General features: G+C 73.6%; 18 protein-coding genes and 1 pseudogene. 10 read left to right on the top strand and 9 right to left on the bottom strand.

What is annotated here, in order from left to right; genetic code table 11:
- Positions 1–2: 2 nt before the first annotated feature.
- The 7 genes from GA0070213_RS12580 to GA0070213_RS12610 all read right to left on the bottom strand — a co-directional run bounded on the left by GA0070213_RS12580 (position 3) and on the right by GA0070213_RS12610 (position 6,894).
- Positions 3–626, bottom strand: a complete 624-nt coding sequence (locus GA0070213_RS12580) for a DedA family protein (RefSeq protein WP_091062189.1) — start codon at positions 624–626, stop codon at positions 3–5.
- Between the two features lie 24 nt (positions 627–650).
- Positions 651–1,910: an adenylosuccinate synthetase gene (locus GA0070213_RS12585; RefSeq protein ID WP_091062191.1), complete on the bottom strand. Its 1,260-nt coding sequence runs from the start codon at positions 1,908–1,910 to the stop codon at positions 651–653.
- Complete coding sequence (locus GA0070213_RS12590; protein WP_091062192.1) at positions 1,907–2,866, bottom strand: hypothetical protein; 960 nt, start codon at positions 2,864–2,866, stop codon at positions 1,907–1,909. Before GA0070213_RS12590 ends, GA0070213_RS12585 begins: the two co-directional genes overlap by 4 nt.
- A 10-nt stretch (positions 2,867–2,876) precedes the next feature.
- Entirely contained in the window at positions 2,877–3,563 is a 687-nt protein-coding gene (locus tag GA0070213_RS12595; protein WP_245716366.1) for a BUD32 family EKC/KEOPS complex subunit, read from the bottom strand.
- A 62-nt stretch (positions 3,564–3,625) separates the two neighbouring features.
- Positions 3,626–4,363, bottom strand: a complete 738-nt coding sequence (locus tag GA0070213_RS12600) for an NUDIX hydrolase (RefSeq protein WP_091062431.1) — start codon at positions 4,361–4,363, stop codon at positions 3,626–3,628.
- Positions 4,364–4,447: 84 nt separating this feature from the next.
- Positions 4,448–5,281, bottom strand: a complete 834-nt coding sequence (locus tag GA0070213_RS12605) for a MaoC/PaaZ C-terminal domain-containing protein (RefSeq protein WP_091062433.1) — start codon at positions 5,279–5,281, stop codon at positions 4,448–4,450.
- Positions 5,282–5,538: 257 nt separating this feature from the next.
- Complete coding sequence (locus GA0070213_RS12610; RefSeq protein ID WP_091062194.1) at positions 5,539–6,894, bottom strand: 3-oxoacyl-ACP reductase; 1,356 nt, start codon at positions 6,892–6,894, stop codon at positions 5,539–5,541.
- Between the two features lie 54 nt (positions 6,895–6,948).
- Here GA0070213_RS12610 and GA0070213_RS12615 point away from each other — a divergent pair, with 54 nt between their 5' ends.
- The 6 genes from GA0070213_RS12615 (at position 6,949) to purB (ending at position 12,819) form a co-directional block, all read left to right on the top strand.
- On the top strand, positions 6,949–8,241 hold the full coding sequence (locus tag GA0070213_RS12615) for an acetyl-CoA C-acetyltransferase (protein WP_091062196.1): 1,293 nt from the start codon (positions 6,949–6,951) through the stop codon (positions 8,239–8,241).
- A gap of 83 nt (positions 8,242–8,324) precedes the next feature.
- A complete protein-coding gene (locus GA0070213_RS12620) occupies positions 8,325–8,834 on the top strand; it encodes a SigE family RNA polymerase sigma factor (RefSeq protein WP_091062198.1) in 510 nt (169 codons plus the stop codon).
- Positions 8,831–10,099 carry a hypothetical protein gene (locus GA0070213_RS12625; protein WP_091062200.1) on the top strand — a complete coding sequence of 423 codons (1,269 nt, stop codon included), beginning with the start codon at positions 8,831–8,833 and terminating at the stop codon, positions 10,097–10,099. The genes GA0070213_RS12620 and GA0070213_RS12625 overlap by 4 nt, the downstream gene beginning before the upstream one ends.
- 175 nt (positions 10,100–10,274) lie before the next feature.
- Positions 10,275–11,099 (top strand): TNT domain-containing protein, encoded by an 825-nt coding sequence (locus GA0070213_RS12630; RefSeq protein WP_091062202.1) that lies wholly within the window; start codon positions 10,275–10,277, stop codon positions 11,097–11,099.
- A gap of 18 nt (positions 11,100–11,117) precedes the next feature.
- On the top strand, positions 11,118–11,363 hold the full coding sequence (locus tag GA0070213_RS12635; protein WP_091062205.1) for a hypothetical protein: 246 nt from the start codon (positions 11,118–11,120) through the stop codon (positions 11,361–11,363).
- A gap of 31 nt (positions 11,364–11,394) precedes the next feature.
- Positions 11,395–12,819, top strand: a complete 1,425-nt coding sequence (purB, locus tag GA0070213_RS12640) for an adenylosuccinate lyase (protein WP_091062436.1) — start codon at positions 11,395–11,397, stop codon at positions 12,817–12,819.
- A gap of 127 nt (positions 12,820–12,946) precedes the next feature.
- Here the strand turns inward: purB and GA0070213_RS12645 are convergent, their stop codons facing one another.
- Together GA0070213_RS12645 and GA0070213_RS12650 are read right to left on the bottom strand one after the other, a co-directional pair.
- Positions 12,947–13,522, bottom strand: coding sequence for a YbjQ family protein (locus tag GA0070213_RS12645; protein ID WP_175441312.1), 576 nt, complete (start codon positions 13,520–13,522; stop codon positions 12,947–12,949).
- A 13-nt stretch (positions 13,523–13,535) separates the two neighbouring features.
- Positions 13,536–14,219: a S1 family peptidase gene (locus tag GA0070213_RS12650; protein WP_091062207.1), complete on the bottom strand. Its 684-nt coding sequence runs from the start codon at positions 14,217–14,219 to the stop codon at positions 13,536–13,538.
- Positions 14,220–14,686: 467 nt separating this feature from the next.
- On the opposite strand from GA0070213_RS12650, the gene purS reads away from it, so the two are divergent.
- The 4 genes and pseudogenes from purS to GA0070213_RS12670 all read left to right on the top strand — a co-directional run bounded on the left by purS (position 14,687) and on the right by GA0070213_RS12670 (position 19,418).
- Positions 14,687–14,950, top strand: a complete 264-nt coding sequence (purS, locus tag GA0070213_RS12655; RefSeq protein WP_091062209.1) for a phosphoribosylformylglycinamidine synthase subunit PurS — start codon at positions 14,687–14,689, stop codon at positions 14,948–14,950.
- Positions 14,947–15,630, top strand: coding sequence for a phosphoribosylformylglycinamidine synthase subunit PurQ (gene purQ / locus GA0070213_RS12660; RefSeq protein ID WP_091062211.1), 684 nt, complete (start codon positions 14,947–14,949; stop codon positions 15,628–15,630). The genes purS and purQ overlap by 4 nt, the downstream gene beginning before the upstream one ends.
- 64 nt (positions 15,631–15,694) lie before the next feature.
- Positions 15,695–18,076 (top strand): annotated as a pseudogene (purL, locus tag GA0070213_RS12665) (phosphoribosylformylglycinamidine synthase subunit PurL); the annotation flags it as partial.
- Between the two features lie 592 nt (positions 18,077–18,668).
- Positions 18,669–19,418: a 2-phosphosulfolactate phosphatase gene (locus GA0070213_RS12670; protein ID WP_091062440.1), complete on the top strand. Its 750-nt coding sequence runs from the start codon at positions 18,669–18,671 to the stop codon at positions 19,416–19,418.
- Positions 19,419–19,433 lie beyond the last annotated feature (15 nt).

Genomic DNA, 19,433 nt, shown 5'->3' on the forward strand with positions numbered 1-19,433 from the left:
TTTTAACACCCCCGTCGCGCGGCGGCCCGTGATCGCGCCCGGCGCCGGGCCCAGCGGGCGGCCTCGAACAGCCCGGTGACCGCCAGCGAGATGCCGACGCCGGCGAGCAGGCCGGTGACCGGATTGTGCTCGAAGGCCAGGCCGCCGAAGTAGCCGAGCAACCCGCAGTAGATCCCCCAGGTGCCGCAGGCCAGCGCGTCGTACACCAGGAACGAGCGCAGCGGGTAGCGGACCGCGCCCATGGTGAGCGTGACCGCGGTGCGGCCGCCGGGGACGTAGCGGGCGGTGGTCAGGATCATCCCGCCCCGCCGGTCGACCGCCCGGCGGGCCCAGTCGGAGCTCGCCCGCCGCCGGCTGTCGGCGGGCAGCCGGGCCAGCCGGTGCGCGCCGCCGCCGCGCCCGATGGCGTACGAGACGTGGTCGCCGATCAGCGCGCCGAGCGCGGCGGTCACGATCACCGCCACCAGGTTCGGCTCCCCGCTGGCCGCGAAGACCCCGGCGGTGATCACCACGGTCTCGCCGGGCACGGCCGGGAAGAACGCGTCGACGGCGGTGACCGCGATGATCACCAGGTACACCCACGGTGAGGTCACCGTCTGGTGCAGCAGGTCGAGCACGTCCCCCATGCCCCCATGCTCGACGCTGGGGTGTTAAGCGGGGGCCCTTCCTCGACAAAAGGCGTTAACAAGGGGCCCCTCCTTCTCCTCCGCGGTGGGGCCGCGCGAGGTGAGCAGCACGGGCACGCCCAGCGCTTCCTCGACCGCCGCCACCCAGTCCCCCGGCGCCGACTCCAGCACCGGCCGCGCCCGCATCAGCCGCCCGGTCAACGCCGCCTGCCGCTCCAGGTCACCGGGCGGCCCGGAATCGAGCCGGTCGACGCCGACGTAACGACGACACATGCGCAGTCGAGGACCGGCCAGGTCGAGGTGGGTGAGCGCCAACCCGTCCACCCCGCCGGCCACCGCGAGCGCGTACCGGTGGGCCACCGCGTCGAAGTGCCCGAACCGGAACCGGCCCTGCCACGGATTGGTGGGGTTGCGCGGGTCGGTGAACGGCAGCGCCGGGTCCTCGGTGACCAGCGGCCCGGGGCCGTGCCGGGTGGTGGTCACCCGCAGCACCCCGAGCCGCTGCGCGGTGCCGGCCATCCCCGCCTCGGCGAGCAGCGTCTCCGCGTTGGCGAACGTCGTGGTGCTCCACGTGGTGTACGGGTGGAAGCCGTGCCACTCGTCCAGCAGCACCCCCTGCGCGCCCTCGAAGACGCAGGTGCCGGCGCGCAGCGCCCCGGCCAGCCAGCTCCGGTCGACGATCGCCACCCGGTCGGCGAAGGCGGCGTACGCCGGCAGGCTGTCGTCGACCGGCGGCGCGTCCAGCGGCCCGAGTTCGGCGGTGAGCCGGTCGCGCAGCGCGGCCAGCCGGCGGCGCAGCACCGCCGGCTCGCGGCAGTCGGCCACCCGGGGCGCCTCGTCGGGGTGGGCGAGGCCGTACGCGACGGCCTCGCCCACCCCCAGCCCGCAGGAGCCGTGCCGGTCGGCTCCCCGGGCGGTCTCCCGGGCCCGGTTGGCGGCCCGGTGGTACGGGGTGGCCAGCAGCGCCTCGGAGTCCACGGTCAGCCGGTCGAGCGCGTCGGGCACCCCGACCGCCGTGAGGTGGTCGGCTTCGGCGGCCAGCGCCAGCGGGTCCACCACCACGTGCCGCGCCAGGTGGGTCCGGACGCCGGGGCGGAACGTCCCGGCGCCGAACTGCGCGAACGTGTGCTGTCGTCCGTCGCGCAGCACGACGTTGTGCGCCGCCTGCGCGCCCCCGTTGAACCGGACGACGGTGTGCACCGGGCGGGTGGCGCAGAGCGCATCGACGACGGTGCCCTTGCCGGCGTCGCCGTAGCCGAGGTCGACCACCATCACGTGGTTCACAGCCGGGTGACCCCGCTCCCACCGTCGGTGGGGGTGAACGGCAGCGCCGCCACCGCCCGCCGGTCGCCGCCGAGCCGGGCGAGCGCCCGGGAGACGGTACGGGTGGCGGTCGAGCCGGCCCGGGCCAGGTCGTCCAGGCCGGCGTCCAGGTCGATGGCCTGTTCGCCGAGGCCGACGGTGAGCGCGATGGTCTCGCAGACCGCGTCCAGGTCGTCCAGCTCGACCGCGTTCTGGCCGAGCAGGCCGCGCCAGAAGTCGAGCACCTTGCGGTTGCCGGCGTAGTGGCTGCCGGCGGGGAGCAGGTAGTAGGTGTCCCAGCGGGCGGTCACCTCGTCCACGACCTGCCGGATCGGCAGGTCCTCGGCCGGGCCGTCGCCGATCCACCGGGTCACCTCGCGGGCCTTCAACCGGGGGTACGCCAGCTCGTCGCCGATGACGAACAGGTAGCCGCGCCGACCCCGCTTCGCCCAGCTGTCGGTGACCGTGTGCCGGGCCATGAAGTGCAGCGCCAGCTCGTACGACTCCATCATCTGCCCGCCCCCGCCGCCTTCCAGCACGATTCGGCCGAGGTCGTCGTCCATCCGGTTGTCGGATTCGAACTGCCCGATCTGCAACGGCACCCGGTCGCAGGTGGCGTCGCCGATCGCGCCGAACATGACCTGCGGGTCGCGGGCGTACCCCTGGCGCTGAAGCAGGCCGAGCAGTTGCGGCAGCTTGCTCTGCAACACCCGGGGCACGTGGCCCATCGAGCCGGTCACGTCGAAGAGCACCGCGATCGGCGTGGACTGCGGGTGTTCGGCGGAGTCGCGGCTCTCCCGGGTCGCGCCGCGCGGGTCGAGCGCCGGGTGCACCGTGCGTGCCCCGCTGTCGCTGTAGGAGAACGCGCTCCGGCCGGTCTTCCGCCGGTAGCGGTCGGCGGCGTCGTACACGTCGGTGGACCAGATTCCGCTGCCCATGGCAGCCTCCCTAGGGGTTGAGGGTGAAGGGTCGGAAGGTGCGCGGCCCGTAGAGCCGCTCCAGCACCTCGTCGAGTTCGCGGAGCAGTCGCCAGGCGTCGTCGGGCCGGGCGGACAGCGCGGGTTGCCGACAGCCGTCGGCGAAGGCGCGCAGCTCGCGCGGCGCGCGGTCGGCCATCAGCCAGGTCATGCAGCGGGCCGCCAGCGCGATGTCGGTGCCCGGGCCGCAGGGCCGCTTCGCGGTGACCTCCGGCGGATACCAGTCGGCCAGGTCGGTGACCAGCGCCGGCACCAGCCCGCCGGGTTCGGCGGAGAAGCACCAGTCGACGAGCACCAGGCCGTGCGCGTCCGGTTCGATCAGCACGTTGCGGGGCAGGACCGCGCCGTGCACCACGCCGGCGCGGTGGGCCAGGCCGAGCGCCACCAGCAGCCGCCGCCACATCCAGGCCGCGTCGCGCGGGTCGACCCCATCCGGGTACGCCCGGCGCACGTCGTCCAGGCTGTGCAGCCCGGGTACGGTCTCCAGCACGTTGACCAGCAGTTGCGCGCCGGTCGCCGGGTCGCGCACCGGATGGGAGTCGACCAACCGCGGCACGTACGCGAGGTGGCGCGGATCTCCGTGCAAGGCGATCCGCCGCAGCGCCCGCGCCTCCCGGCTCATCAGGTCGTTGTCGCTCGGGTGCCGCGGCGCCTTCATCTGCCGGTGAGAAGGGGCACCTTCTCTACCGGAGGCGTTAACAGGGGGCCCTTCCTTGCACCTCATCGGAGGGTCCGGAGCAGGGCGGGGTGCAGGAGGCGGGCGGTGCCGGGGCGGTAGAGCTTGGCGCGTGGGCCGCCCCGGGCGCCACCGCGTTCGGTGCTGGCGCCGGTGCTCTCCACGAAGCCCGGCACGGAGAGCACCTTGCGGTGGAAGTTGCCGGCGTGCAGCGGCTCGCCCCAGACCGTCTCGTAGACCGCCCGCAGCTCGGTGACGGTGAACTCGGGGGCGAGGAACCGGGTGGCCAGCGGCGTGTACTCCAGTTTGGCGCGGGCCCGCTCCAGGCCGTCGTCGATGATCCGCGCGTGGTCGAACGCGAGTTGCCGGTTGGGCAGCGCGGTGACCGGCAGCCAGATCGCGTCGGCGGCGTCGGTGTCGGCGACCGGGTCGGGCAGGTCGGGGGCGAACGCCAGGTGCGCGATCGACACCACCCGCATGCGCGGGTCCCGGTCGGGGTCGCCGTAGGTGCCGAGCTGTTCCAGGTGCACCCGGCCCAGCCGCTCGCCGCCGAGCCCGGTCTCCTCGGCCAGTTCGCGCCGGGCGCCGGCGAGCAGGTCCTCGTCCGGGCGGACGAAACCGCCGGGCAGCGCCCAGTGCCCCGCGTAGGGCGGCGCGGCGCGCCGGATCAGCAGCAGGTGCAGCGCGCCCTCGCGGATGGTCAGCGCCACCACGTCGACGGTGACCGCGACCGCCGGGTAGTCCCGGGGGTCGTATCCGGCGAGGAAGTCCTGCTCGTTCACGGCGCTCACTCTCTCAGCTTGAGAACAACTCAATCTGAGAACAACTTAGCGCACGAAAGAGGGGACGCCAAGCCCCCTCTTTCCTCAGCGGACGGTGCCCACCAGATGCGGCCGGCCGTCCCGGTCGCCGTGCAGCGCGAAGTCCCAGCCGTCGCCCGAGGTCACGGCGCTGAAGGCCACCGTGGACGGCAACGGCACCGGCAGCTTGAACGCCACGTCCACGGTGTACGCGTCCGGCAGCCGGGCATCCAGCGCGGCCAGGCACCGGGCCTTGCTCCACATTCCGTGTGCGATCGGGCGGGGGAAGCCGAACAGCCGCGCGCCCAGCTTCGAGGTGTGGATCGGGTTGTGGTCGCCGGAGACCCGCGCGTAGTCCGTACCGACGCGCGGCGTCACCCGCCACCGGGCCGACGCGGCCGGCGGCGCGGGTCGCTCCGAGCGGTCCCGCCGCGGGCCGCCGCCCGCCACACGCTCCTTCCCGAGATACGTCGACACGCCGCGCCAGACCTCCTCGCCGCCGACCGAGCCGACCAGCACCACGTCGAGCTGCCGGCCCCGCTCGTGCGGGCGCAGGTTCTCCGCGTACGTGCGGAAGTCGACGCTCTCACCGACCCGGACCGGTCGGTGCACGGTGATCCGGTTGGCCACGTGCACCACGCCGGTCAGCGGGATGGGGAAGTCGGCGGCGGTCATCAGCCGCAGCGACAGCGGGAACCCGAGCACGTGCAGGTAGGTCGCCGGCAGCCGGTCGGCCAGCCGGAACCCGCAGACCCGGTCGTAGTCGGCCAGGTGCGCCGGGTCGACAGTCACCCCGGCAACGCCCAGCTCGACGGCCGGCAACTCCCGCCCCCGCCGCCGCCCGCCGCCGGGCAGCGCCCCCAGCAGCGCCCGCCGATAGAGCCCCCCCGCCGCCGGCATCCGCTCCAACTCCACACGCTCCCGCCGCCCCGGCGTCTCACCGCGTCGATCATGAAGTTGGCGGTCTTGTCGATCTCCAGAAGTGCCGTCAACTTCATGATCGACGGGGCTGGTCGGGGCGAGCGCGGACAGGTCCTGGGTCGGGGTGGTCAGGGCGGCGGCGCGGGCCGAGGTGAGGTCCTGGGTGCGGCCCTCGATCAGGTCGTGCAACGACAGCTCCTCGGCCGGCTCCTCCGGCCGCTGCTTGCGCCGCGCCATCACGCCCCCAGCAGGCTCTGGCCGCAGACCCGGACCACGTTGCCGCTGACCGCGCCGGACGCCGGCCAGGACAGCCAGCCGATCGTCTCGGCCACGTCGACCGGCAGGCCGCCCTGGGCCATGCTGTTCATCCGCCGACCCGCCTCGCGCAGCGTCAGCGGGATACGCGCGGTCAGCCGGGTCTCGATGAAGCCGGGCGCGACCGCGTTCAGGCTGATCCCGCGCTCGCGCAGCACCGGCGACAGCGAGTCGACCAGGCCGATCACGCCGGCCTTGCTGGTCGCGTAGTTGGTCTGCCCCCGGTTGCCGGCGATCCCGGCGATCGAGGAGACCGAGACGATCCGCCCGCCGGCCGGGATCAGATCGCGTTCCAGCAGCACGTCGTTGATCCGCTCCTGGCTGGACAGGTTGACGTCGATCACCGAGTCCCACCGGTCGGCGTCCATCCGGCCGAGCGTCTTGTCCCGGGTGATGCCGGCGTTGTGCACCACCACGTCGACCCGGCCGTGCCGGGACGCCAGGTGCTCGGCCAGCCGGGTCGGCGCGTCCGGCGCGGTCAGGTCGAGCTGCACCGCGCTGCCGCCGATCTCGTTGGCCACCGCGGCCAGCTCGTCCCCGGCCGCCGGGATGTCCAGCGCCACCACCTGCGCGCCGTCGCGGGCCAGCACCTTGGCCAGCGCCGCGCCGATGCCCCGGGCCGCGCCGGTCACCAGCACCACCTGGCCGTCCAACGGGCGGTCCCAGTCGGCCGGCGCGACGGCGGTGCCGGCGCCGACCCGGACGACCTGGCCCGAGACGTACGCGGAGCGGCCGGAGAGCAGGAAGCGCACCGTGGACTCCAGGCTCACCGGGGTGCCGGCGTCCCCGTCGCGGGTGACGTACACCAGTTGGGCGGTGACGCCCCGGCCGAACTCCTTGCCGATGCTGCGGGTCAGCCCCTCCAGGGCGCGCTGGGCGGTCGCCTCGCGGGGCGAGCCGCACTCGGCCGGCGGCGTGCCCAGCACGATCACCCGGCCGCTGGGCAGCAGCGAGCGGGCCTGCGGGTGGAAGAAGTCGTAGAGCTGGCGCAGCCCGCTGGAGTCGGTGACGCCGCTGGCGTCGTACACCAGGGCCGCGAAGCGGTTGTCGCCGGTCGCGGTGGCCGGGTCGACCAGCTCGACCCCGGCGGCGGTCAGGATCTTGCCGGCCGGCTCGGCGAGCCGGCCGCCGGTCGCGGCGCCGAGCAGGACCGGCCCGGGGACGAGCGGGTCGCCCGGCGTGTGCCGGCGCAGTCGGGGCGGGTCGGGCAGGCCGAGGCGCTTGACCAGCGCGCGACCGGCCCCCGTCTGGACGAAGCTCGCGTACCTGTCGGTCATAGGCGTAGCCTACTGGCGAGTAGGGTTCGGGCAACAGCTACCAGGAGGCTGATCGTGCAGAGTGTCCGGCGGGTCGCGGTCATCGGCGGCAACCGCATCCCCTTCGCCCGGTCCAACTCGCGCTACGCGCACGCGTCCAACGCGGACATGCTCGGCGCGGCGCTCGACGGGCTGGTCGCCCGCTTCGGGCTGGCCGGCGAGCGGGTCGGCGAGGTGGTGGCCGGCGCGGTGCTCAAGCACTCGCGCGACTTCAACCTCACCCGCGAGGTGGTGCTCGGCTCCCGGCTCGACCCGCACACCCCGGCCTACGACGTCCAGCAGGCCTGCGGCACCGGGCTGGAGGCCGCCATCCTGGTCGCCAACAAGATCGCCCTCGGGCAGATCGAGGTAGGCATCGCCGGCGGCGTGGACACCACCTCCGACGCGCCGCTGGCCGTCAACGAGGACATGCGCCGCACGCTGATCCAGCTCAACTCCGCCCGGACCCTCGGCGCGCGGCTCAAGGTGGCGGCGAAGCTGCGTCCGCTCCAGCCGTTCAAGCCGGAGATCCCGCGCAACGCCGAGCCGCGCACCGGCCTGTCGATGGGCGACCACGCGGCGGTCACCGCGCTGCGCTGGAACGTCGACCGGGCCGCCCAGGACGACCTGGCGCTCCGCTCGCACCAGCGGCTCGCCGCCGCGTACGAGAAGGGGTTCTTCGACGACCTGATGACCCCCTACCTGGGGCTGACCCGCGACCAGAACCTCCGGCCGGACACCTCGCCGGAGAAGCTCGGCTCGCTCAAGCCGGTCTTCGGCACCAGGGGCCCGGACGCCGAGCGGGCCACCATGACCGCCGGCAACTCCTCGCCGCTCACCGACGGCGCGTCGACGGTGCTGCTCGCCTCCGAGGAGTGGGCCCGAGCGCACAGCCTGCCGGTGCTGGCCTGGTTCTCCTGGTCCGAGACGGCGGCCGTCGATTTCGTGCACGGCGACGAGGGGCTGCTGATGGCACCCGCCTACGCGGTGCCGCGGATGCTGGCCCGGGCCGGGCTCACGCTCCAGGACTTCGACTTCTACGAGATCCACGAGGCGTTCGCCTCGCAGGTGCTGGCGACGCTGGCGGCCTGGGAGTCGCCGGAATTCTGCAAGGAGCGGCTGGGCCTGGATGCGCCACTCGGGTCGATCGACCGGGAGAAGCTCAACGTCAACGGCTCGTCGCTGGCCGCCGGGCACCCGTTCGCGGCCACCGGGGGCCGGATCGTCGCCACGCTCGCCAAGCTGCTCGACGCCAAGGGCGGCGGGCGCGGCCTGATCTCCATCTGCGCGGCCGGCGGGCAGGGCGTGACCGCGATCCTGGAGCGCTGACCCGGAGATTTCGCGGGCCGGGGCAACCCGCGTGGCGGGTCGCCCCGTTCCCCAGACATGAGACGCACGCAAGGTCCGCTGCGGTGAACCAGGCCGACGAGGACGAGTACCGGCAGTTCGTGAGCGCCCGGCTGGAGCCGCTGCGGGTCACCGCCTTCCTGCTGTGCCGGGACTGGCACACGGCCGACGACCTGGTCGCCATCACCGTCGGCAAGCTCTACCGGCACTGGCGTCGGGTGCGCCGGGTGGAGCACGTCGACGCGTACGTGCGCGGCATGCTCACCAACGCCTGGCTGGACGAGCGGCGCCGCCCGTGGCGCCGCGAAAGGTCCACCGACGAGCTGCCCGACCACGCCGAGGCGTACCTGCCGGAGGCGGCCCTGGCGGATCGCGACCAGCTCCTGGAGTTGTTGGCGCAACTGCCGCCGCGCCGGCGGGCGGTGGTGGTGCTGCGCTTCTACTGCGACCTGTCCGTGGAGGAGACCGCCCGGGCGCTGGGCGTCAGCACGGGCACCGTGAAGAGCCAGGCGGCCCGAGGGCTGGCGAGCCTGCGCGCACTGGCCTCGATCGACGTGAGCGGGGAGGGCGCATGAGCTACCGAGTGATCTTCGACGAGGCCGTCGGCGAGGTCCCGCCCAGCGCGATCGACCTGGACCGGGTGATCGCCCGGCAGCGCCGTCGCCTCCGGCTCCGCCGGCTCACCGTGGCCGGCGCGGCGGCCGTCGCGGTCGGGGCCATCGCCATCGGGGCGGCGGTGACCGGCGGCCACCAGCGGACGGCGCCGCCGGTGGCGCCGAGCCCGACGGTCCGTGTCCCACCGCCCGGCCAGGGCCAGACGTTCACCCCCACCGACCACGCGATCTTCGAGGCGATGAGCCGGGTGGCACCGGACCTGGAGTGGATCCGGCAGGGCAGCGGCGGCTGGGAGGGCGAGGCAGTGTGGAGTTCGGGAACGGGCACCCGCGGCTACACCCCCATCGCCTACATGGGTCACGGGCGGGTGCGTGTCGGGGACCTGATCGGCCGCCTCTCGGTGGACATCCCGCTCGATTCGCAGCCGGACTACCCGTGCCTGTCCGAGCAGGCATCGAAGGCCGCTTGCGCCATCCGGACCGGGCCGGCCGGCGAGACAATCCGGACCGGTTCAGCGCGTAACCCTGATTTCATGGTCAAGCGGAGTCCCACCGGTTTCACCGTGGACCGCTCGGCCCGGGTGACTCGGCGAGACGGGGTGACGATCGAGGTGCGGCTCATGGGCGAGGACGAGAAACCGCCGCTCACCGAGGAGCAGTTGGTCGCGCTGGCGCTCGACCCGGCGGTCGCCGCGGTGGCCGCCGACCCGCTCCGTGGTGACGAGCGCGCCCGCCGGCAGTTGATCGACAGTTGGGTGCTCGCCGCGATCCAGCGGCAGGCCCCGGGTGTCACCGGCGCGGAGGGCAAGGGGCCGGTGTTCGGCGCGAACGACCTGGGCGCGGGCTGGAGCGACCGGGGCGCGGAGAACCGGAACACCACGGACACCTACTGGGGCTACGGCCGGGTCATGGTCGAGCGGGTGGCCGGACTCATGTCGGTGGACATCCGGCGGGGTGACGCGGTTCCGGCCGGTGAACTCGGCTGCGGCGAGCCCGATCCGACCCGGACCTGCGAGGCGGGTGCCGGGCCGCGCGGTGAGCGGTACCGCACCACCACGATCCGTCGGGACGGCGCCACCGTGGAGCGGCAGATCGAGGTACGCCGGAGCGACGGCATCTGGCTCCGGGTGACGCTCGCCTCGAACGTCAAGGGTGCGTTCCCGATGAGCCCTGCGCGGCAACTGGGCATCGCCCTGGACCCGACGGTCACGCTGCCCGGCGGATAGGTCCTCGGCACGGCGGCGCCCGGCCCGATGGGTGCCGGGCGTCGCCGCGTCGACGGGGTCAACGGCACGAGCCGGCAGGATAGCCCGATCAGGTAGCTAATCAGACAAAGGCTCATGTTTGTCGGAAAGCCTCCGAGGATGAGGTTACCGCTCATCCCATTTCAGGAGGTTCACGGTGAAAACTCGTCGTTGGTTACTGGCCGCCCTCTCCGGCGCGGCCCTGACGCTGGCGCCCGGGCCGGCGCTGTCGGCCCTCGGGCCCTCGGCCGCGCTCGCCCAGGGCGCCACGGTGGTCGACGAGCGGGCGGCCGGTCTCACGCCGGCCGGTCCGCAGCCCGGCCCGGTCAGCCCGAGCCTCTGCGCGCCCGGGCTGCCACCGAACGCGCCGCAGACCACCCAGTTCTACGACAACAACCGGCTGCTGGGCCCGCTCGCCCTGCCCACCGCCTCGCCGGTCGGGCCGCTGCTCGCCGGCTACCAGCGGCTCGGCGCGCAGACCGAGACCGAGTGGCTGAAGAACTGGACCAGTGGACCGACCACCCTGCTCTTCCCGCCGGAGGACGGCTTCGTCCTGGACCCGCACGGCGCGCCGATCAAGAGCCGGCAGGTCATGCTGCCCGGCTACCGGTTGGACCGCTTCGGCAACCCGACCGGTGCCTTCCTGGCGCCGCTCGGCACCCCGTTCAGCGCGCGCTCCCTGGCGCCGCAGAGCTTGAACACCCCGCCCACGCCGCCGGCCACCACGCCACCCGCCCCGCTGGCCAACTACCACACGTACTGCGTGGTCAAGCCGTTCCCGGTGGACTCCGGGCCGATCGCGCCGTGGTTCGCCCAGCCCGGCCTGGGCACCCAGTTCGAGCTGAACCAGGCCTACTTCCCGCAGGCCTCGGATCCGGTGAACGTGCAGTGGCTGCTCGACCACGGTTTCCTGGTCGAGGAATACCTGGACGGCCTCTGCACCGACCCGACCGGCTGGGCGCAGTCGTCGCAGATCTGCTGATCCGATCGGAGGTCGGGCGTGGACCGGTACGAGTTGCGTGCCGCGCTGCTGGCGGCGGGGGTGTCACCCGACGCCTTCCAGCTGGCGGACGCGCACGAGTACCAGCCGGTCCCGCCCGACTTCTGGTTCCTGAGGCCCGGTGACGGCGGTTGGGAGATCGGCCCCTACGAACGCGGCCGGTACCGGCGGTGGCGGTGGTACGCCACCGAGGCGGAGGCGACCGCCGCGCTGTTCCACATCCTCGCCGAGCACCCGGCGCCCTGAGCGCCCCGACAGGTACGGGAGAATGGGCCCCGTGACGACGATCCCGAACGTGCTCGCCAACCGTTACGCCTCACCCGAACTGGCCGCCCTCTGGTCGCCGGAGGAGAAGGTCCGGATGGAGCGCCGGCTCTGGCTGGCGGTGCTCCGGGCCCAGCGTGACCTCGGCGTGCCGGTGCCGGACGGGGTGGTCGAGGCGTACGAGCGGGTGGTCGACGACGTCGACCTGGCCTCGATCGCCGCGCGCGAGCGGGTCACCCGGCACGACGTGAAGGCCCGGATCGAGGAGTTCAGCGCGCTCGCCGGGCACGAGCACGTACACAAGGGCATGACCTCGCGGGACCTGACCGAGAACGTGGAGCAGCTCCAGATCCGGGCGTCGCTGGAGCTGATCCGGGACCGGGTGGTCGCCACGCTGGCCCGGCTGGCCTGGCACGCGGGCGAATACTCGCCGCTGGTGATGACCGGCCGGTCGCACAACGTGGCGGCGCAGGCCACCACGCTGGGCAAGCGCTTCGCGTCGGCCGCCGAGGAGCTGCTGATCGCGTACGAGCGGTTGGAGGACCTGATCGGCCGCTACCCGCTGCGCGGGATCAAGGGCCCGGTGGGCACCGCAGCCGACCAGCTCGACCTCTTCGACGGCGATCCCGGCAAGGTCGCCGAGCTGGAGCGCCGGGTGGCCGGGCACCTCGGGTTCGGCCGGGTGCTGGACAGCGTCGGCCAGGTCTACCCGCGCTCGCTCGACTTCGACGTGCTCGCCGCGCTGGCCCAGGTGGCCGCCGCGCCGTCGTCGCTGGCCACCACGATCCGGTTGATGGTGGGTCAGGAGCTGGTCACCGAGGGCTTCAAGCCGGGGCAGGTCGGGTCCAGCGCGATGCCGCACAAGATGAACACCCGCTCGTCGGAGCGGGTGAACGGCTTCGCCGTGATCATCCGGGGTTACCTGTCGATGGTCGGCGAGCTGGCCGGCGACCAGTGGAACGAGGGTGACGTCTCCTGCTCGGTGGTGCGCCGGGTGGCGCTGCCGGACGCGTTCTTCGCCGCCGACGGCCTGTTCCAGACGTTCCTCACCGTGCTGGACGAGTTCGGCCCGTACCCGGCGGTGATCAACCGGGAGCTGGAGCGCTTCCTGCCGTTCCTGGCCACCACGAAGATCCTGGTCGCCGCCGTACGCCGGGGCGTGGGCCGGGAGGTCGCGCACGAGGTGATCAAGGAGCACGCGGTCGCCGTGGCGCTGGCCATGCGGGAGAAGGGCGCGGCCGAGAACGACCTGTTCGACCGCCTCGCGGCCGACGGCCGCCTGAACCTGACCCGCTCCGAGATCGACACCCTGGTGGCCGACCGCAGCACCTTCACCGGCGCCGCCGACGACCAGGTGACCCGGGTCAACGTGAGAATCACCAGGATCGTCCAGGCCCACCCCGAGGCCGCCGCCTACTCCCCACCCCCCATCCTCTAGCCCCACCCCCGCACCCCCCGCACCCCGGCCTCCGGCCCCCTCCCAGTCGATCATGAAGTTAGCGGCGATGTGGATCTCTATTCGCACCGCTAACTTCATGATCAACGGTGTGCGGGGGGAGGGCGGGTCAGGGGCCGGTGGGGGTTTCGGCGGCCGAACTCAGGTTGGGGGCGCTGGCGGGTTCGGCGATGCCGCCGGGGGCGGTGGCGATCTCCGGCTCGTGGGCCGTCTCGGCCGCGATCATCGGCTGGTCGGGCGGCATGACGTCGGGGGTCTTCGGCGCGACGATCACGGCGGTGCCGTACGCGCAGATCTCCATCCACATCTCGCCGCAGTCGCGGCTGTCGAAGCGCATGCCGATCACCGCGTTCGCGCCGAGCCGCTGCGCCTCCTCGCCCAGGCGGGCCACCGAGTCGGTCCGCCACCGGGTGAGGTTGTCCGGCGCCATCGGGTCGTACGCGCCACCGCGCAGGTTCTTGACCCCCTCGCGGTACGGGTTGCGGGTCCTCGCCATCGAGGAGACCACTTCGCCGAGGATCTGGCGGATCTCGTAGCCGGGCAGTTGATCCGTCGTCACGACCAGCACGGTTCCGATGCTGTCAGCCTCGGCGGAGGTGGTTCGGGTGCCGTGTGCAGCTGATCGGATGCTGCGAAACGGCGCGGCGCGGACGGCCGGGCGGCTCCCGACCCATCCGCGCCGCATGGGGTGGAAAGCGTCAGACACCGGCCACCGAGGTGATCCAGGCCCGGTTGTACGCGACGCTGCCGTAGTTCTGGATGCTGGAGCCGTCGGCGGTGGAGGCCACACCCACCTGCTGGCCGTTGTAGAACTCCGGGCCGCCCGAGTCGCCGCGCCAGGCGTTGCCGTTGACCCGGGTGCTCCGGATCGCCTGGCCGCCGTACGCGTCGGTGGCGCTGGTGCTGGTCACCCGGACGCTGGCGGTCTTGAGCTGGGGCGACGCGCCGCAGCCGCTGTAGCAGGTCATGCCCCAGCCGTAGATCGAGTTGGTGGAGCCGACCGGCGGGTTGCTGCTGGCCAGCGACACGGTCGAGGTGCTGACCGTGCTGGAGAGGCGGAGCAGGGCCAGGTCGTTGCGGGTGTAGGAGGCGCTCACGGTGCGGGTGACGCCGCCGGAGGCGTAGTAGACGCTGCCGACCCGGACCGACATCGTGCCGCTGACGCAGTGTCGGGCGGTGAGCACCCGCTGGGAGGCGATCACGCTGCCGGAGCAGGTGAACGAGCCGTTGCTGAAGACGGCCGCGGCCCACGGGGCGGACGAGACGGTGCCGCCGCCGATGATCGGCTGCGGGCCGGCCGGTGCGGCGCCGGCGCCGGACGCGGTGGCCAGCACGCCGGCCAGGGCGGTGGTCAGCACGGCGAGCAGGGGACGGAGGCGCATGGTCGGGCTCCTTCTGCGGGACACCCGGGGTCACCGGGTGCGGATCGGGACCGTCGGGCGGGGTGGACCGACGGGGGGCATCGATCAATGGCATCGATATCTGACGATGCATGCTACGGGTGGCCCGGGCCGCGTCACAAGATGTGAATCGAAGAAGATCGATCATGTGAGGTGCGCCGCGCGGGGTGGCCGGGTGATGTCGGAAACCGGTCCCACCCGCCGCCGGTGAAGGGCAAAATGCCTGGTGAGAGCGGTTGCGCCCGGTCGGTGCGCGGCGTGCTGCGCAACGTTTACGTATCGACGCCGCAACGAACGCGCAACGGTCTCCGACCCGTGTCGCAGCTCCCGCCGATCGTCGCCGGAACTGGCCCGGCCGGTGCGGGCAGGACGGTATCTGCCAGGTAGGCTGGCTGCGCTCGGCCGTTTGTGGGCCGGCACCCAACTGCGTACACAGTCAGGAGTGCCCAGTGCCTCGCGTCGTCGTCGACGTCATGCTCAAGCCCGAGATCCTCGATCCGCAGGGCCAGGCCGTCGCAAACGCGCTGCCCCGGCTCGGCGTCAGCGACGTCGCCTCGGTCCGGATCGGCAGGCGGATCGAGATCGAGTTCACCGGCGAACCGGACCTTGACCGGGCCCGCGAGATCGCCGACAAGCTGCTCGCCAACCCGGTGATCGAGGACTTCACCGTCCACGTCGTCACCGCCGACGAGAACGCGGGCGCGCACTCGTGACCGCCCGGGTCGGTGTGGTGACCTTCCCCGGCTCGCTCGACGACGGGGACGCGGCCCGGGCCGTCCGGATCGCGGGCGCCGAGCCGGTTCGGCTCTGGCACGGCGACCCGGACCTGCACGGGGTGGACGCCGTCGTCCTGCCCGGCGGTTTCTCCTACGGCGACTACCTGCGTTGCGGCGCCATCGCCCGCTTCGCCCCGGTGATGGAGACGGTCGTGCAGGCCGCCCGCGGTGGCCTGCCCGTGCTGGGCATCTGCAACGGCTTCCAGATCCTCTGCGAGGCGCACCTGTTGCCTGGGGCGCTCACCCGTAACCAGCACCTGCACTTCCGCAACCGTGACCAGGTCCTGCGCATCGAGGCCGCCGGCACCGCGTGGACCAACGCGTTCCAGCCCGGCCAGGAGGTGCTGGTCCCGGTGAAGAACGGCGAGGGCTGCTACGTCGCCGACCCGGCCACGCTCGACCGGCTGGAGGCCGAGGGGCGCGTCGTCGCCCGCTACCTGGGCGGCAACCCCAACGGGTCGCAGCGTGACATCGCCGCGATCACCAATGAGGCCGGCAACGTCGTCGGCATCATGCCGCACCCCGAGCACGCGGTGGAGGCGCTCACCGGCCCCTCCCTGGACGGCCTCGGCTTCTTCACCTCGGTGCTCAAGCACCTGGTGGGAGCGCCGGCGTGATCATGGCCGGGACCATCGGTCGGCTCACCCGCCGCGCCGGCGGCGAGCGCAGCAAGGAGACGTCATGACCACCCATCCGGAGCAGAGCCTGCGCCAGGCGCAGGGCGTGGGGCCGCAGACCGGCCCGACAGACGACTGGGCGCCGGGCGTGGACACCGTGCAGCGCGCCGGTGGCACGCCGGAAGAGCTTCAGCCGTACGCCGAGCTGGGGCTCCGCGACGACGAGTACGACCGGATCCGGCACATCCTCGGCCGCCGGCCCACCCAGGCCGAGCTGGCCATGTATTCGATCATGTGGAGCGAGCACTGCTCCTACAAGTCGAGCAAGGTGCACCTGCGCCAGTTCGGTGAGAAGGCTCCGCCGAGCGACCGGCTGCTCGCCGGCATCGGGGAGAACGCCGGCGTGGTCCGGGTCTCCGACGAGCTGGCGGTGACCTTCAAGGTCGAGTCGCACAACCACCCCAGCTTCGTCGAGCCGTACCAGGGCGCGGCGACCGGTGTCGGCGGCATCGTCCGCGACATCCTCGCCATGGGCGCCCGCCCGGTGGCCGTGATGGACCCGCTGCGCTTCGGCGCGGCCGACCACCCGGACACCGCGCGCGTGCTGCCCGGCGTGGTTGCCGGCGTCGGCGGCTACGGCAACTGCCTGGGCCTGCCGAACATCGGCGGCGAGGTCGTCTTCGACCCCTGCTACCAGGGCAACCCGCTGGTCAACGCGCTCTGCCTCGGCGTGCTGCCGGTCGACCGGCTGCAGAAGAAGGACGCCGCCGGCCCCGGCAACGTCGTGGTGCTGATGGGCGCCCGGACCGGTCGCGACGGCATCGGCGGCGTGTCGGTGCTGGCCAGCGCCACCTTCGACGAGGGCAGCGAGCAGCGTCGCCCGTCCGTGCAGGTGGGCGACCCGTTCATGGAGAAGCTGCTCATCGAGGCGTGCCTGGAGCTGTACGACGCCGAGCTGGTCGTCGGCATCCAGGACCTCGGCGGCGCCGGGCTCACCTGCGCGCTGACCGAGACCGCCGCCTCCGCCGGCACCGGGATGCGGGTCTGGCTGGAGCGGGTGCCGCTGCGCGAGCCCTCGATGGAGCCGCACGAGATCCTCGCCAGCGAGTCCCAGGAGCGGATGCTGCTGGTCGTCACACCGGAGAAGCTGGAGGCGGTGCTCAAGACCGCCGAGAAGTGGGGCGTGTGGGCGACCGCCATCGGTGAGGTCACCGCGCCGGCGCCGGACGGCCGGCCGGGCCGGCTGGTCATCACCTGGCGCGACCAGCTCGTGGTCGACGTGCCGCCGGGCTCGCTGGTCGACGACGGTCCGGTCTACGCCCGCCCGATGCGGGAGCCGGCCGACCTGATCCTGCTCCAGGCCGACCGGGCCGAGACGCTGCCCCGGCCGAGCACCCCGGAGACGCTCCGGGAGACCGTGCTCCGGATGATCGCGTCGCCGAACCTGGCCGACAAGACCTGGGTGACCGAGCAGTACGACAGGTACGTGCTGGGCAACACCGTGCTCGCCCAGCCGGAGGACTCCGGCGTGATCCGGATCGACGAGCGGAGCGGCCTCGGCGTCGCCCTCTCCGTCGACGGCAACGGCCGGTACGCCCGCCTCGACCCCTACCAGGGGACGAAGCTGGCGCTCGCCGAGGCGTACCGGAACGTGGCCGTGACCGGCGCGAAGCCGATCGCGGTGACCAACTGCCTCAACTTCGGCTCGCCGGAGGACCCGGGCGTGATGTGGCAGTTCGCCGAGGCCGTGCGCGGCCTGGCCGACGGCTGCCTGGAGCTGGGCATTCCGGTCACCGGCGGGAACGTCAGCTTCTACAACCAGACCGGTGCCGCGGCCATCCACCCGACCCCGGTGGTCGGCGTGCTGGGCGTGCTCGACGACGTCGCCCAGCGGGTGCCGATGGGCTTCGAGCCGCGGCCGGGCGGCGACCACGACCAGCTCTTCCTGCTGGGCGAGACGCACGTCGAGCTTTCCGGCTCCGAGTGGGCCTGGGTGACCCACGAGCACCTCGGCGGCATCCCGCCGCAGGTCGACCTGGCCCGCGAGCGGCAGCTGGGCGAGCTGCTGGCCGAGGCGGCCCGGGTCGGGCACGTCAGCTCGGCGCACGACCTCTCCGACGGTGGCCTGGCGCAGAGCCTGATCGAGTCCAGCCTGCGTCGTGGCGTCGGCGTGCAGATCGCGCTGCCGGAGCACTTCGCCGAGGGCTCGATGCCGTTCGTCTTCCTGTTCAGCGAATCCGCCGGCCGGGTGCTGGTGTCGGTGCCGCGCGGGCACGAGAAGGCGTTCACCGCCCTCTGCGGCGAGCACGGCGTGCCGTGGGAGTTCATCGGCGTCACCGACCCGGCCGGCGGCGCGCTGGAGGTGCGCGGCCAGTTCCGGATCGGCCTGGACGAGCTTCGTGAGGCGCACGGCGCGACCCTGCCGCGTCTCTTCGGCCCGGCCGAGGCGCCGCAGGTCGAGGTGGCGGCGACCCGCACCGGCACCACCACGGTGCTTCCGGCCACCGCGGAGCAGCCGGTCGGCGTGGAGCCGGCACAGGTCGACGCGGAGCCGATCGCCAGGACCGGCCGGGCCGCGGAGGCCGAGGCTCCGGGCGACCGGACCCGACCGGACGCCGCTACCGCTCCGGCCCGGTCCGTCCCGGCGACCGACGACACGTCCGCCGAGCCGGCGCCGGCAGCGCCCGGGGCCGAGACCACGGACGTGGCTCGGGGCCGGGCCGAGACCGACCCCGAGGCCGAGTCCGCCGGTCCGGCTCCCGTCGCGCCCGAGGCGACGCCCTCCGGGTCCGCGCCGGCAGGCACGCCGGGCCGGCACACCTCGGCGCGGGCCGAGGCGGCCCCGGGCGCCCCGGCCCCGGCTGCGGGCACCCCGGCCGAGGCCCCGGCCGAGGCCCCGGGCACTCCGGCCGAGGCGGCGACACCCACCGACAGCCCGAGCGGGACGACCGATGCGACGACCGGCTCGACCGGCGCCCACCCGGCTTCCGGTGAGCCCGACCAGCGCCCGGCGTCGGACCAGCGCTGAGGCCCTGACCTTGGCGGTCTTCGCGCAGCCCGGAGCGGGTGTCCGGTTCGACTGGGGGCTGACCGGGGCGGCGGAACTCGGCCGGGTCTGCGCCGCCCTGGTGGTGGTGGACGTGCTGTCGTTCACCACCGCCGTGGAGGTCGCGGTCAGCCGGGGTTCCCGGGTGCACCCGTTCCCGTGGGACGAACAGGCCGCCGAATACGCCCGCCGGATGGGCGCCGTCGCCGCCGTGGGCCGCCGGCAGACCACCCCGGAGCACCCGTGGTCGCTCTCCCCGGCGGCGCTGCGGACCGCGCCGGTGCTCGCCGACCTGGTGCTGCCGTCTCCCAACGGCTCGGCGATCAGCGCTGCGGCGAGCGCCACCGGGATGCCGGTGGTCGCCGCCTGCCTGCGCAACGCGCGCGCCGTCGGGCGCTGGCTCCGCAACCAGGGGTACGGCACGAACGACGCCCCGGTGGGCGTGGTGGCCGCCGGGGAGCGCTGGCCCGACGGGTCGCTGCGCCCCTGCGTGGAGGACCAGCTCGGGGCGGCATGCGTGCTGGACGCGCTGGCCGGGGTGCCCGGCGGTCTCTCGGTGGAGGCGGCCATGGCGCTGGCCGCGCTCGCCAGCACACCGGACGTGCCGGCGGCGGTCCGGGGCTGTGTGTCCGGCCGGGAACTGGCCGAGGGCGGCTTCGCCGAGGACGTCGCGATCGCCACCGAGGTCGGTGTCTCCGGCGTGGTGCCGGTGCTCCGCCAGGGCTACTTCACCGCCGCCTGAGCGCCCGCCCGTCCC

The sequence above is a fragment of the Micromonospora humi genome, from assembly GCF_900090105.1.
In the GTDB taxonomy this organism is placed as follows: domain Bacteria; phylum Actinomycetota; class Actinomycetes; order Mycobacteriales; family Micromonosporaceae; genus Micromonospora; species Micromonospora humi.